Source organism: Kitasatospora sp. NPDC089509, assembly GCF_044749365.1.
Classification (GTDB): Bacteria; Actinomycetota; Actinomycetes; order Streptomycetales; family Streptomycetaceae; genus Kitasatospora.
The window spans coordinates 100,279-113,841 of the sequence record NZ_JBIVHS010000026.1 but is presented as its reverse complement, the minus strand read 5'-3'; the positions used below and the strand labels follow the sequence as shown (position 1 = coordinate 113,841).

The 13,563-nt window shown below is 73.0% G+C and carries 12 protein-coding genes; 3 read left to right on the top strand and 9 right to left on the bottom strand.

All coding sequences use genetic code 11. The features are described 5' to 3' along the window. Positions 1 to 80: 80 nt before the first annotated feature. Positions 81 to 953 carry an ABC transporter permease gene (locus ACIP4P_RS36665; protein WP_400926161.1) on the bottom strand — a complete coding sequence of 291 codons (873 nt, stop codon included), beginning with the start codon at positions 951 to 953 and terminating at the stop codon, positions 81 to 83. Continuing rightward, a complete protein-coding gene (locus ACIP4P_RS36660; protein ID WP_350513708.1) occupies positions 943 to 1,752 on the bottom strand; it encodes an ABC transporter ATP-binding protein in 810 nt (269 codons plus the stop codon). Before ACIP4P_RS36660 ends, ACIP4P_RS36665 begins: the two co-directional genes overlap by 11 nt. A gap of 219 nt (positions 1,753 to 1,971) precedes the next feature. Between ACIP4P_RS36660 and ACIP4P_RS36655 the strand changes: the two genes are divergently transcribed. Together ACIP4P_RS36655 and ACIP4P_RS36650 are read left to right on the top strand one after the other, a co-directional pair. Then, entirely contained in the window at positions 1,972 to 3,558 is a 1,587-nt protein-coding gene (locus ACIP4P_RS36655) for an ATP-binding protein (RefSeq protein WP_400926157.1), read from the top strand. Then, the gene (locus tag ACIP4P_RS36650; protein WP_400926154.1) at positions 3,558 to 4,247 is read left to right on the top strand and encodes a response regulator; all 690 of its coding nucleotides are present in this window, start codon (positions 3,558 to 3,560) and stop codon (positions 4,245 to 4,247) included. The genes ACIP4P_RS36655 and ACIP4P_RS36650 overlap by 1 nt, the downstream gene beginning before the upstream one ends. Positions 4,248 to 4,311: 64 nt before the next feature. Here ACIP4P_RS36650 and ACIP4P_RS36645 read toward each other — a convergent pair whose 3' ends face one another. From ACIP4P_RS36645 to ACIP4P_RS36620, 6 genes are all read right to left on the bottom strand, one after another. Further along, the gene (locus ACIP4P_RS36645) at positions 4,312 to 5,985 is read right to left on the bottom strand and encodes a cation acetate symporter (protein ID WP_350513705.1); all 1,674 of its coding nucleotides are present in this window, start codon (positions 5,983 to 5,985) and stop codon (positions 4,312 to 4,314) included. Next, positions 5,982 to 6,590 carry a DUF485 domain-containing protein gene (locus tag ACIP4P_RS36640; protein WP_400926151.1) on the bottom strand — a complete coding sequence of 203 codons (609 nt, stop codon included), beginning with the start codon at positions 6,588 to 6,590 and terminating at the stop codon, positions 5,982 to 5,984. The genes ACIP4P_RS36645 and ACIP4P_RS36640 overlap by 4 nt, the downstream gene beginning before the upstream one ends. Before the next feature lie 127 nt (positions 6,591 to 6,717). Next, complete coding sequence (locus ACIP4P_RS36635; protein WP_400926148.1) at positions 6,718 to 7,422, bottom strand: response regulator; 705 nt, start codon at positions 7,420 to 7,422, stop codon at positions 6,718 to 6,720. Continuing rightward, complete coding sequence (locus ACIP4P_RS36630) at positions 7,419 to 8,594, bottom strand: sensor histidine kinase (protein WP_400926145.1); 1,176 nt, start codon at positions 8,592 to 8,594, stop codon at positions 7,419 to 7,421. Before ACIP4P_RS36630 ends, ACIP4P_RS36635 begins: the two co-directional genes overlap by 4 nt. Positions 8,595 to 8,624: 30 nt before the next feature. Further along, positions 8,625 to 9,110 (bottom strand): DUF1453 domain-containing protein, encoded by a 486-nt coding sequence (locus ACIP4P_RS36625; protein WP_400926142.1) that lies wholly within the window; start codon positions 9,108 to 9,110, stop codon positions 8,625 to 8,627. 164 nt (positions 9,111 to 9,274) lie between these two features. Then, entirely contained in the window at positions 9,275 to 11,386 is a 2,112-nt protein-coding gene (locus ACIP4P_RS36620; protein ID WP_400926140.1) for a type IIA DNA topoisomerase subunit B, read from the bottom strand. 538 nt (positions 11,387 to 11,924) lie between these two features. Here ACIP4P_RS36620 and ACIP4P_RS36615 point away from each other — a divergent pair. Beyond that, positions 11,925 to 12,158: a hypothetical protein gene (locus ACIP4P_RS36615; RefSeq protein WP_400926137.1), complete on the top strand. Its 234-nt coding sequence runs from the start codon at positions 11,925 to 11,927 to the stop codon at positions 12,156 to 12,158. Positions 12,159 to 12,480: 322 nt separating this feature from the next. Here ACIP4P_RS36615 and ACIP4P_RS36610 read toward each other — a convergent pair whose 3' ends face one another. Further along, the gene (locus tag ACIP4P_RS36610; RefSeq protein ID WP_400926134.1) at positions 12,481 to 13,395 is read right to left on the bottom strand and encodes a S1 family peptidase; all 915 of its coding nucleotides are present in this window, start codon (positions 13,393 to 13,395) and stop codon (positions 12,481 to 12,483) included. Between the last annotated feature and the right edge of the window lie 168 nt (positions 13,396 to 13,563).

Below are 13,563 nucleotides of genomic sequence, written 5' to 3'. Positions count from 1 at the left end.
TTACGGGCCGCATGGGCCTCATGGGCCGTACAGGCGATACGGGCCTTATGGGCCTCATGGGCCCTACGGGCAGCGGGAGTTCAGCGGCCGTCGCCCGAGTCGGCGGGCTTCCAGCGGAACAGCTTCTTCTCCGCGAAGGTCAGCAGCCCCTCGGTGAGCAGCGCGACCACCGCGAGGATGGTCATGGCGGCGTACACCCCGGCCGAGTTGAAGGTGCCCTGGGCGGCGGCGACCAGCAGGCCGAGGCCCTTGGTGGCGCCGATGTACTCGCCGACGATCGCGCCGATCAGCGCGAAGCCGAAGCTGACGTGCAGGCTGGTGAAGATCCAGGTGGTGGCGGCGGGGATGACCACCTGGAGGGTGACCCTGCGGTTGTCGGCGCCCAGGATGCGGGCGTTGGCGACCAGGTTGCGGTCCACCTCGCGGGCGCCCTGGAAGGCGTTGAAGAACACCGGGAAGAACACCAGCACCACCGCGGAGGCGACCTTGGATGCCGGTCCGAGGCCGAACCAGATCAGGAAGATCGGGGCGAGCACGATCCGCGGGATGGCGTTCAGCACCTTGATGTACGGGCCGAACACGTCGGCCAGGAAGCGGATCCGGCCGAGCGCGATGCCCAGCAGCACGCCGCCGACCACGCCGATCACCCAGCCGCTGAGGGCCTCGTACAGGGTGTAGCCGATCTGCTCGCCGAGCGAGCCCTGGGCGGTGCCGTGGGTGATCCACTGCCAGATCTGGTCCCAGATCCTGGACGGCTGGGAGAAGTTGAACGGGTCGATCACCTCGGTGCGGGCGCACACCTCCCACAGGCCGAGGAAGGCGACCAGCACCGCGGCCCGAGCCGCGTAGACGGTCAACCTGCGGTTGCGGGCGGCCCGTTCGCGGGCCTCGGTCCTGCTGCTCGGGGCGGCGGGGGTCTCCGCGGTGACGGCGGACACGGTCTCAAGCGGCACGACCCGCTCCTCTCTCCCGGGTGATGCGCACCTCTTCGCCGAGCGAGGCCCAGATCTCGCGGTACAGCTCGACGAACCTCGGTTCCAGTCGGACGGCCTCCACGGTGCGCGGTCGTGGCAGGTCGACGGTGAAGACCTCCTTGACGGTGGCGGGCCCGGCCGTCATCACCACGACCCGGTCGGCGAGGGCGATGGCCTCGTCCAGGTCGTGGGTGACGAAGACGACCGACGAGCCGGTCCCCGCCCACAGCTCCAGCAGCTGGTCGGACATCAGCGCCCGGGTCTGCACGTCCAGCGCCGAGAACGGCTCGTCCATCAGCAGGATGGTCGGGTCGTTGACGAAGGTCTGGGCGAGCGCGACGCGCTTGCGCATGCCACCGGACAGCTGGTGCGGGTAGCGGTCCTCGAAGGCGGCCAGGCCGACCCGGCCCAGCCAGTCCCGGGCCCGTTCCCGGGCCTCGGCGGCGGGCACGCCGCGGAAGCGCGGCCCGGCCATCACGTTGGACAGCACGGTGCGCCAGGGGAAGACGGCGTCCTGCTGGAAGACGAACCCGACCTTCGGGTCGATCCCGCGCACGGGCTCGCCGTACACCCGGACCTCACCCTCGGTGGGCTCCTCCAGGCCGCTGACCAGGGTCAGCGTGGTGGACTTGCCGCAGCCGGTGGGGCCGACGACGGCGACGAACTCGCCCTGGGCGACGGTCAGATCGAGATCGCGGACGGCGGTGTGCAGGGCCCCGGAGGGGGTCCGGAAGCGTTTCGTCGCGCCGGTCAGCTCGATCGCCGGGGCAGTGGTCATGCATTCCTCCCGGGTCAGTGCTTGCCCCGGAAAGGTAGGAGCGGGCCCCGCCCCGGCGGGAGCCATCTGCGCGTAGTGCGACTTCTCCGCATTGAGGGGTGTTCTGCTCGTTTTGCTTCCGCTACAACTGCGGGGACGCGGGCTGACAGAAACACCCCGGAAACATAGGGTGTCCCGACCCCACCCCCGCAGCACCGACGCCACCGAGAGGAGGCCCGGATGAAGCTCCCCCACTGGCCCCGCCGGGTCTTCGCCCAGCTCCTGCTGAGCCAGACCGTCGTCACCGTCGGCGTCACCGCCGTGACCGCCGGGCTGTTCCTGGCCCCGGTCAGCAGCGAACTGGACCACGACGCGATGCAGCGGGCGCTGTCCATCGCCCAGGCCACCGCCACCGACGAGACCATCGCCCGGGCCGCCGACGCCCGGGACACCGCCACCGCGCAGCGCAACGCCGAACAGATCCGGCTGGCCACCGGCGCCAGCTTCGTCGTGGTCACCGACCTGGACGGGATCCGGCTCTCGCACACCGACCCGGGCCGGATCGGCCAGCGGGTCAGCACCGACCCCGAGCCCGCGCTCAACGGCCGCAGCGTCACCGCGATCCAGCAGGGCACGCTGGGCCGCACCGCCCGCGGCAAGGTGCCGCTGCGCACCGCCGACGGCCGGATCGTCGGCGAGGTGTCGGTCGGCATCAGCGACGACTCGATCCGCCGCCGCCTGCTGAAGATGCTCACCGGCATCCTGCTGTGCGCCGCCGCCGGCCTGACCGCCGGCACGGTCGCCACCCTGGTGCTGGCCCGCCGGCTCAAGCGCCGCACCCACAACATCGCGCTGGCCGACATCTCCGCGCTGCTGGTCGAGCGCGAGGCGATGCTGCACGGCATCCGCGAGGGCATGGTGGCGCTGGACGAGCGGGGCGGCATCCGGCTGGCCAACGACGAGGCCCTGCGGCTGCTCGGCCTGCCCGGGGACTGCACCGGCCGCCCGATCGCCGCGGTGCTGCCGCCGGGCCGACTGGCCGACGTGCTGACCGGGCGGATCACCGGCACCGACCTGCCGGCCGTCCGGGACGACCGGGTGCTGGTGGTCAACCGGACGGCCACCACCGAGGGCGCGGTGGTGACGCTGCGCGACCGCACCGAGCTGGAGTCGCTGGTCCGCGAGCTGGACACCACCCGCAGCCTGACCGAGGCGCTGCGGGCCCAGGACCACGAGCACGCCAACCGGATGCACACCCTGCTCGGCCTGCTCGAACTCGGCCGCCACGAACAGGCGGTGGCCTTCATCTCGGAGCAGTCCGGCTCGCACGCGGTGGTCGCCGCCCGGATCGCCGAACAGGTGCAGGACCCGCACGTGGCGGCGCTGCTGGCGGGCAAGACCGCGGTGGCGGGCGAGCGCGGGGTGCGGCTGGTGCTGGCCCCGGCCGCGCACCTGCCGGACACGGTGGTGGACCCCCGGGCCCTGGTGACGGTGCTCGGCAACCTGATCGACAACGCGATGGACGCCCTGGCGGGGAGCGGCCGGCTGGAGGTGACCCTGGCCGCGGCCGGCTCCACCCTGCTGCTGCAGGTCGTGGACAGCGGCCCGGGCGTGCCGGAGGAGCTGCGTGAGCAGGTCTTCGAGGAGGGGTGGACCAGCAAGGACGCGCCCGCGCACCGTCCGCGCGGGCTGGGCCTGGCGATGGTGCGGCGGCTGGTCGAACGGACCGGCGGCCGGATCGTGCTCGACACCGGCCCGCTCGGCGGCGCCCGGTTCACCGTCGAACTGCCCGAGGCCCTGCTCACCGCTCAGCTCGTGGAGGCGTGATGATCGACGTACTCGTGGTGGACGACGACTTCCGGGTCGCGGACGTGCACGCCGCCTACGTGGCCAAGGTGCCGGGCTTCCGGGTCACCGGCACCGCCCACTCGGCCGGGGAGGCGCTGGCCGCGCTGGAGCGCCGCCCGGTGGACCTGCTGCTGCTCGACCACCACCTGCCGGACGAGACCGGCCTGGCCCTGGTCCGCCGACTGCGGGAGCGCCAGGTGGCCTGCGACGTGATGATGGTGACCGCCGCCCGGGACGTCTCCACGGTGCACGCCGCGATGCAGCACGGCGCCCTGCAGTACCTGGTCAAACCGTTCACCTTCGCCGGGCTGCGGGACAAGCTGGTCGCGTACGCGCAGCTGCGGCACGCGCTGGCCGCCCCGGCCCGGGAGGCCGGCCAGGACGAGGTGGACCGGCTGTTCGCGACCCTGCGCAGCGCCGGCCCGCCCACCGGGGTGCTGCCGAAGGGCCACTCGGCGCCCACCACCGACCTGGTGCTCGGCGTGCTGCGCCGGGCCGGCCGGCCGCTGTCCGCCCAGGAGGTCGCCGACGCCACCGGGCTGAGCCGCTCGACCGCCCAGCGCTACCTCAAACAGCTGGAGCGGGACAGCCGACTGCGGCTGACCCTGCGCTACGGCGACACCGGCCGCCCGGAGCACCGCTACGGGCTGGCGGCCCGGAGCGCCTAGACACGGCGGAACCCCGGCGGGCGCGGGCCCACCGGGGTTCCCCGGAGCACGACGGGGACAGGCCCTAGGCGGCGCCCGCGCCGGTGAGGGCGCGGACCTCCAGCTCGGCGAAGCGGTCCGCGTCGGCGGGCTCGGGCGAGGTGAGCGTCCCGATCCAGCCGGCCAGGAAGCCGAGCGGGATGGAGACGATCCCGGGGTTCTCCAACGGGAACCAGTGGAAGTCGACGCCGGGGAACAGCGCCACCTTGGAGCCGGACACCACCGGCGAGAAGAACACCAGCACGATCGCCGGCACCAGCCCGCCGTACACCGCCCAGACCGCGCCCCGGGCGGTGAACCGAGACCAGAACAGGCTGTACAGCAGCACCGGCAGGTTGGAGGAGGCCGCCACCGCGAAGGCCAGGCCGACCAGGAAGGCGACGTTCAGCTGCTGGGCGTACAGGCTGATCACGATCGCGACCGCGCCGATCCCGCCGGCCGCGAACCGGGCGACCACCACCTCCTGCTGCTCGGTCGGCTTCCCGGCGGCCGCTCCCCCGTCGCGGCGCGGGCGGACCCGCCAGGCGCCGGCCCAGATGTCGTGGGCGAAGGCGGCCGAGGAGGCCAGGGTCAGCCCGGCGACCACGGCCAGGATAGTGGCGAAGGCGATCGCCGAGATCAGCGCGAACAGCACCACCCCGCCGGTGCTGCCGTTGCCGCCGCCGAGCACCAGGGCGAGCAGCGGGACGGCGGTGTTCCCGGCCGAGTTGGCGTGCCGCACCTCGGCGGAGCCGACCAGCGCGGTGGCGCCCAGGCCGAGCGCGATGGCCATCAGGTAGAAGCCGCCGACCAGGCCGATCGCCCACATCGTGGAGCGCCGGGCGGCCCGGGCGGTGGGCACGGTGTAGAAGCGGGACAGGATGTGCGGCAGGCCGGCGGTGCCGAGCACCAGCGCCAGACCGAGGCTGAAGAAGTCCAGCCGGCTGGTGAACGTGGCGCCGTACTTGAGCCCGGGTTCGAGGTAGCGCTGTCCGGCGCCGCTGTGCCGGGCGGCCTGGCGCATCAGGTCGAAGAGGTCGCCGTGGAAGCGGACCACCAGCAGCACGGTGAGCAGCACCGAACCCGCGATCAGCAGGAAGGCCTTGACGATCTGGATCCAGGTGGTGGCCCGCATCCCGCCGATCGTGACGTAGACGATCATCAGGGCGCCGACCGCGATGATGGTCCAGGTCCGGGCCTGGGCGCTGTTGGTACCGAGCAGCAGGGCGACCAGCGAGCCGGCGCCGACCATCTGGGCGACCAGGTAGAGCAGGGTGACCACGACGCTGGCGCCGCCCGCCGCCGCCCGCACCTTGCGGTGGCGCAGCCGCAGTTCGAGCACGTCGGCGAGGGTGTACCGGCCCGCGTTGCGGACGAGTTCGGCGACCAGCATCAGCACGACCAGCCAGGCGACCAGGAAGCCGATGCTGTAGAGCACGCCGTCGTAGCCGTACAGGGCGATCAGCCCGGCGACGCCGAGGAAGGAGGCCGCGGAGAGGTAGTCGCCGGAGAGGGCGAAGCCGTTCTGCAGCGGGGTGAAGTCGCGCCCGCCGGTGTAGAAGTCCTCGGCGGCGCTGCCCTGGCGGCCCACCCAGAGGGTGATGCCCAGGGTGACCAGGACGATGACGGCGAACAGCACGATCGCCAGGCCGTGGTGCTGGCCGGTGGGGGCGACGGGGGGCGGGGTGGCGGTGCTCAGCACGCCGCTGGTGGTCGTCATCGCAGCTGGTCCTGGGTGTCCCAGCGCAGGCCCAGGGCGGCGCGGTCGCGCTTGGTCCGGGCGTTGCGGGCGTAGAGCCAGGTGAGCAGGAAGGTGGTGACGAACTGCAGCAGCCCGAGCACCCAGGCCACGTTGAGCGGGCCGGCCACCCGGCTGCGCATCACGCCGGGCGCGGCGGCCTCGGCGGCGACGTACATCAGGTACCAGCCGAGGAAGGCGCCGCTGGTCGGGAAGACGAACGCCCGGTAGCTGCGGCGGATGTCCTGGAAGGCCGCGCTGGCCTGGACGCTCCGGTAGACCTCGGTGCTGTCGGTGCCGCTCGCCGGTGTCGGCGCCGGTGCCTGCGGCGCCGACACCGGCGGGGCGGCGGCCGGGGCGGGCGGCGGCACCACGGGCGGCGCGGCCGGCGGGGCGGCGGGCGCAATCCCCGGCTCGGCCCCGGTGTCGGCCGGGCGGGCGGCGGCCGGACGGGTGGGCACCGGCTGGGCCGGTACGGCCGTTCGGCGGGGCGCGGCAGCAGGCTCGGAGGCGGTGGCGGCGGCCGGAGCGGCCCACCAGTCGAATCGCTGCCCCTGGCCGGGACTGCTGGTCTGCTGCTGTGGCACTGCTGCTCCTGGGCCGGGCCGGGCGTTCTGACCCGCACCATCATGGAGGCCCCCGGACACCGTCCCCGACCATCGCAGATACGTTCACTCAATGAGGTGATCGATCATCTGACGGACGCTCATCCGACTACTGCTGCGAACCGGTGATTCCGTGCCGGAAGGCGTACGCGACGGCCTGCGCGCGGTCCCGCACCGCGGTCTTGGCGAACAGATTGTTGATGTGGGTCTTCACGGTCGCCTGGCTGACGAACAGCCGCTGGGCGATCTCGGCGTTGGAGAGCCCCTCGGCGATCAGCGCGAGCACCTCCGCCTCCCGCACCGTCAACCCGTCCGGCAGCTCCCCGCCCCGCCCGGCCGACCGCTCCGGGCCCGCCCCGGCCGTCGGATCGGCCTTCTTCGGCGGCTCCGAAAGCCGTTCCAGCAACCGGAGTTGGATCTGCGGCGAGAGCCCGGCCGCACCCGCGCGGACGTCCGCGATGGCCTTGGCGATCTCCTCGCCGCCGGCGTCCTTGGTGAGGTAGCCGCGCGCCCCGGCCTGCAGCGCCGGGAACAGCGACTCGTCGTCGGCGTAGGTGGTGAGCACCACGACCTCGGTCTCCGGATGCGCGGCCCGGATCCGTCGGGTCGCCTCGACGCCGTCCACCCGCGGCATCCGCAGATCCATCAGCACCACGTCCGGGTGATGGCGGGCCACCAGGGTGACCGCCTCCTCCCCGTCCGCCGCCGCACCGACCACCTCGATGCCGGGCAGCAGCCCCAGCAGCATCACGATGCCCTCGCGCACCACCGTCTGGTCGTCCGCCACCAGCACCCTGGTGACCGCCTCGTTCATGCCGGCACCCGCAGCAACACCCGCCACCCTCCGTCCTCCGGGCCCGCCAGCAGGGTGCCGCCGAGCAGTTCCGCGCGTTCGCGCATCCCCAGCAGACCGTACCCGCTGCCGCTGTCGGCCAGTTCCGCGGCGGACGCCCCGCCCGTCGACGGACCGCGCGGCGCCCGGGTGTTGCGCACCTCCAGCTCCACCGCGCCGTCCAGGTAGCGCAGTTCGACCGAGCAGCGGGCGCCCGGAGCGTGCTTGCGCACATTGGTGACCGCCTCCTGCGCCGTCCGCCGCACCGCCAACCCGGCCTCGGCGGGCAGCGGCCGGGGCGTACCGGTGACGGTCAGCGGGGCCCGCTCGCGCTCGGTCAGCTCCACCAGGAACTCCCCGACCGGGGTGAACTCCCCGCGCAGCGCGGACAGCGCCTGCCGGGTCTCGGCCAGTCCGTCCTGCGCCATCCGCCGTGCGGCGACGACCCGTTCGCGGATCTGCTCCCGGTCCGTCCCGGCGTCCAGCATCAGCCGGGCCGCCTCCAGGTGGACCAGCTGCGCGGACAGGCTGTGGGCGAGCACGTCGTGGATCTCCCGGGCGATCCTGGCCCGTTCGGCGAGCGCCGCGCTCTCCGCCTCGGCGGCCCGGGCGGCCCGTTCCTGGACCAGCAGCCGGCGGGCGGCGCCGCGCGCCTCGATGTCCAGCCGGAGCAGGAACCCGAGCAGGGTGACCCCGCCGACGGTGGCCAGGACGCTGAGCCAACTCGCCCAGCTGGCCGCCGCGTACGAGCCCAGCGCGGCCGCCATGGTGAGCAGCGCCGGAGCGGGCGGCAGCCGGACCACCGAGAACACCGCCAGCCCGACCCAGAGCAGGTCGGCGAGCGTGTAGGCCCGGCCCCAGTTGGCCAGCCAGGCGCCGCCGACCAGGGCGGCGGCCAGCAGGTACGAGGCCGCCGGGCGCTGCCCCCGGGTGGCCCGCAGGTACGCGGTGACGAGTACGACGGCGACGGCCAGCCCGGCCGCCGCCACCACCACCGCCCAGCCCTCGTACCGGCCGCCGGCGAAGGTCCCCCAGCCGACCACGGCCAGCAGGACGATCCGGCCGAGCACGGTGAGGACCCGCCGCGGCAGGCTCTCGGCCTCGCGCTCCAGCCCCTCCCGGGCGGGCCAGCGGGTCCAGTACCACCCGGACAAGGGTGCCTCCTCGGTGCTCACGGCGGCGGGTCAGTGCAGGATCGCGGTCGCCCGCGCGGGCTCCAGCGTCCGGGCCCTCCAGTTGACCACGAGCGAGCGGACCAGCAGCAGGACCGCCATGCCGAGCATCAGCGAGCTGCCCGCCTGGTGCACGCCCAGGGCCGAGCCGACCGCGTACAGACCGATCCGGATGGCGATCATCCCACCCCAGGCGGCCAGGGTGGCCTTGGTGCCCTTGACCAGGACGGCGCCGTCGGCGGCCCGCCAGATCCGGACGGTCCAGCCCCAGACCGATCCCATCGCGACCACGGAGACCAGTCCGGCGACCAGCAGGGTGGCGGACAGCGCGGTGTGCTGGTGGTCGATGATCTGCGGGTCGCGCAGGGCGAGCGCGCCCAGGATCAGCGGCAGCAACCAGAAGCGGCGCTCGGTGTCCAGACGCTGGACACGCATCTGGCGGGTGACCACCACGGCCACCACCGCGACGATCACGAGGAGGTTGGCGAGGGAGACCATCGGATTTCTCCGTCCGAGGAGAGGCTTGTTCTGACCTCTCCGACGCTACGGATCCGGCGCCCCGCGCTGATCGGAGCCGGGGTGGACCCCGGGTGGAACCGGCAGCGCAAGGGCCCTCCACCCGTGGGTGGAGGGCCCTGGTCGTGCCGCGCCGCTGGGGCGGGTCAGGCGTCGATGCGGGAGCGGTCCAGGGTGGCCGCCGAGTCCACGATGAACTCCTTGCGCGGGGCGACGTCGTTGCCCATCAGCAGGTCGAAGATCTTCTCGGCCTGCTCCAGGTCGCCCAGGTTGATCCGGCGCAGGGTGCGGTGGCGCGGGTCCATGGTGGTCTCGGCCAGCTGGTCGGCGTCCATCTCGCCGAGGCCCTTGTAGCGCTGCACCGGCTCCTTCCAGCGCTGCCCCTTGCGCTGGAACTCCAGCAGGGTGGAGCGCAGCTCGGCGTCGGAGTAGGTGTAGTGGTACTTCTCCTGGCCGCGCTTGGGGCTGGTGAGCTCGATCCGGTGCAGCGGGGGGACGGCGGCGAAGACCCGGCCCTGCTCGACCATCGGCCGCATGTAGCGGTGGAAGAGGGTCAGCAGCAGGGTGCGGATGTGCGAGCCGTCGACGTCGGCGTCGGCCATGAAGATGACCCGGCCGTAGCGGGCCTGGTCGATGTCGAAGGTGCGGCCCGAGCCGGCCCCTATCACCTGGATGATCGCGGCGCACTCGGCGTTCTTGAGCATGTCGCTCACCGAGGCCTTCTGCACGTTGAGGATCTTGCCGCGGATCGGCAGCAGCGCCTGGAACTCGGAGTTGCGGGCCAGCTTGGCGGTGCCGAGCGCGGAGTCGCCCTCGACGATGAACAGTTCGCTGCGCTCGACGTCGTCGCTGCGGCAGTCGGCCAGCTTGGCGGGCAGCGAGCTGGTCTCCAGCGCGGTCTTGCGGCGCTGGGCCTCCTTGTGCTGGCGGGCGGCGACCCGGGTGCGGGCGGCCGCGACGACCTTCTCCAGCACGGACCGGGCCTGCAGCTTCTCGTCCTTCTTGGCCGAGGTGAGGAAGGTCTTGAGCTCCTTGGCGACGACGGCCGCGACGATCCGGTTGGCCGCCGAGGTGCCGAGCACCTCCTTGGTCTGGCCCTCGAACTGCGGCTCGGCGAGCCGGACGGTGACCACGGCGGTGAGGCCCTCGGTGGCGTCGTCCTTGGTGATGTCGTCCTCGGCCACGCGCAGCAGCTTGCTGGAGCGCAGCACCTCGTTGACGGTCTTGGCCAGCGAGCGCTCGAAGCCGGTGACGTGGGTGCCGCCCTTGGGGGTGGCGATGATGTTGACGAAGGAGCGCAGGGTGGTGTCGTAGCCGGTGCCCCAGCGCAGCGCGATGTCCACGCCGAGGTGCCGGGTGACCTCGGTGGGGGTCATGTGACCGAGGTCGTCCAGGACCGGCACGGTCTCCTTGAAGGTGCCCTCTCCGCGCAGCCGGACCACGTCGCTGACCGGCTTGTCGGGGGCCAGGAACTCGCAGAACTCGGCGATGCCGCCGTCGTAGCGGAAGACCGACTCCTCGACCTGCTCGCTCTCGGTGAGCCGTTCGTCACGCACCACGATGGTCAGGCCGGGGACCAGGAAGGCGGTCTGCCGGGCGCGGTTGTGCAGGTTCTCCAGGGAGAGCTTGGCGTCCTTGAGGAAGATCTGCCGGTCGGCCCAGTAGCGGATCCGGGTGCCGGTGCGGGTCTTGGGCACCTTGCGGGTCCGGGTCGTGCCGTTGGCGGGCTCGAAGGGCGCGTCCGGGCTGGTCTCGGTGAAGATGCCGGGGGTGCCGCGGCGGAAGCTGATCGCGTGGGTGTGGCCGCTGCGGTCGACCTCGACGTCGAGGCGGGCGGAGAGTGCGTTGACCACCGAGGCGCCGACGCCGTGCAGACCGCCGGAGGCCGCGTACGAGCCGCCGCCGAACTTGCCGCCCGCGTGCAGCTTGGTCATCACGACCTCGACGCCGGACAGCCCGGTCTTGGGCTCGACGTCCACCGGGATGCCGCGGCCGTTGTCGCGGACCTCCACCGAGGAGTCCGGGTGCAGCAGGACCTCGATGCGGTCGCAGTAGCCGCCCAGCGCCTCGTCGACCGAGTTGTCGATGATCTCCCAGAGGCAGTGCATCAGACCGCGGCTGTCGGTGGAGCCGATGTACATGCCGGGGCGCTTGCGGACCGCCTCCAGGCCCTCCAGGACGAGCAGGTGCCGCGCGGTGTAGTTGGAACCGTCGTCGCCGGCCAGCAGCGCGGACGGCACGGTCGTTTCGGCACTCACGCGGCACTCTCCTCGGTGAAGATCTGTCTCATCGGTCACATCCGGACGCATCCGGACCAACCGCCAGTGCAGCACGCCGCACCGACAGTCGTTGCTCTGTGTGCTCGCGCCCCTGCGACGGGTGCACAGCACGACGGGCCGGTCCCGCGCAGCTTGTACGCGCTGCGCGAACAAGGACCGCACCCGGGTGTGGGCCCCGGGGGCGCCATCTCCTCCCGGTACCACCGGTCCTGGCGGATCGTGGGGTCCGGCACAGGCTCCGGAACTGCCGTTATGCAGGCTACCGGGGCCCGGGGCGGGGCTTATGCTCCAACCCGGCAGAGGATTATGCTACGCGGACCTCGAACCCGGTCCCGATCGGGCGTTCGAGGCACGGGCGGATCCCGGCATCCGGCAGGCATGAACCACCGGTGCCCGGGGCACGTCCTCATCAACACAGCAGAATCCTCAGAGAAGAAAAGCCACGAGCGGGAACGTTTTCGGCCTGGTTGGATGTTGACCCTGGTACGACAGCTCGTCGAGCTAGAGAAGAGGCGACGTGACTACTGTTCTGACACCTGCGAGCCCGCTGACCGCGGCTGACCGCTGCGACCGCTGCGGCGCCCAGGCCTACCTGCGCGTCGTACTCGCCAGCGGCGGAGAGCTGCTCTTCTGCGCCCATCACGGCCGGAAGTTCGAGCCGGAGCTCAAGAAGATCGCCGTGGAGATACAGGACGAGAGCGGCCGTCTCAGCACCACCACCACCGCGACGGCCGTCGACGACGAGCGCTGATCACAGGCGCCACCACCAGCAGCCAGCGTCGAGCTGTGTCCGGTCGCGCACCGCGCGCGACCGGGGAGCCGGGTGGTCGATCCCTTCGGGGGCCGACCGCCCGGCTCCGCTGTTCTCCCGACGGTTCTCCCGCGTTCGCCCGGGGCCGTCCCTCCCGGGGCCGCGCGCCGGGCCGACCCCGGGCCGCCGGGTGCCGACGTGACGTCAGAACGTCACCGCACCATCACCCGCGGCGACATCCCGGGGCCGCGAAGCCTACGGCACCGGGGCCCCGCCGGAGCCACTCCGCCGAACCCGGCCCGCCGGGGCCACCCCGCCGGACTCACAGCACGGAGCGCACCGCGTCCGTGACCGAGGACACCCGGGTGTAGACCCCCGGGTGGGCCGCCTCGGCGCAGCCCGTCCCCCAGGACACCAGCCCCACCAGTCGACCGGCCACCACCAGCGGGCCGCCGCTGTCGCCCTGGCAGGCGTCCTTGCCGCCCTTCTCCTCGCCCGCGCAGACCATGCCCCGGGCGTCGAACTTTCCGTCCTGCCCGCCCGGGTAGGCGTGCGCACAGGTCTGGTCCGCGACCATCGACACGTCCGCCGCGCGCAGCAGCGGTGAGTAGTCGCCCCGCCCGCTGGTGTCGCCCCAGCCGTAGACCCGCGCCGCCGTCCCGGCCGCGTACGGCCCGGTCTCGCCCTGGCCGACCAGCTCCAGCACCGGCCGGGAGCCCTGGGACTCGGCGAGGGTGAGCACCGCGACGTCGTTCATGTTCGCGGCGTAGTTGTAGTCGGGGTGGACCCAGATCCGCTGGACGGCCACCTCCCGGCCGGCCGAGCCGCGCATGTCGTCCCGGCCGACGATCACCTTGAGGCCCGGCCGGTCCACCCGGCCCTTGGCCTCGTCGTAGAAGCAGTGCGCGGCCGTGACCACCTTGGTCGGGGTGACCAGCGCGCCCCCGCAGAACTGGCCGGAACGGCCGCCGCCGAACTGCTGGCGGCTGGCCAGCGCCACGATCCACGGGTGTTCCGCGGTGGTCACGGCGTCGCCCCCGACCACCCGGCGCTGCGCCTCGGCCGGCCCGGCCGTGCCGAGGGCCACCAGCGGCACGGGCACGGCGGCGAGCAGCGCCAGCAGGGCGCCCCGCCGCCTGCGGCGGCCCGCCCGCGCGGCGGCCGGGTCGGCCCGTCGCTGGTCGGCCCGGCACGGGACGGGGTTCGGCAGGTCGGCTCGGTCCGGGTCGGTCAGCACCGTGTCTCCACAAGGCTCGGCAGCAGGCAACCGGCACAGCGTAGGTGATCGACTACACTGCGCGACCACTTCCCGGCGTCCCGCCACCCGGACGAGCGACAAGCGCCACCCGGACGCTGACACACCGCCCCCGAACAGCCCGAAGGCCCGGAACCACGGGGTTCCGGG

Coding starts and splice junctions, on each gene's coding strand:
- ACIP4P_RS36660 (WP_350513708.1), bottom strand. CDS start 1,752: ATGACCACTGCCCCGGCGATCGAGCTGACCGGCGCGACGAAACGCTTC.
- ACIP4P_RS36655 (WP_400926157.1), top strand. CDS start 1,972: ATGAAGCTCCCCCACTGGCCCCGCCGGGTCTTCGCCCAGCTCCTGCTG.
- ACIP4P_RS36650 (WP_400926154.1), top strand. CDS start 3,558: ATGATCGACGTACTCGTGGTGGACGACGACTTCCGGGTCGCGGACGTG.
- ACIP4P_RS36645 (WP_350513705.1), bottom strand. CDS start 5,985: ATGACGACCACCAGCGGCGTGCTGAGCACCGCCACCCCGCCCCCCGTC.
- ACIP4P_RS36635 (WP_400926148.1), bottom strand. CDS start 7,422: ATGAACGAGGCGGTCACCAGGGTGCTGGTGGCGGACGACCAGACGGTG.
- ACIP4P_RS36625 (WP_400926142.1), bottom strand. CDS start 9,110: ATGGTCTCCCTCGCCAACCTCCTCGTGATCGTCGCGGTGGTGGCCGTG.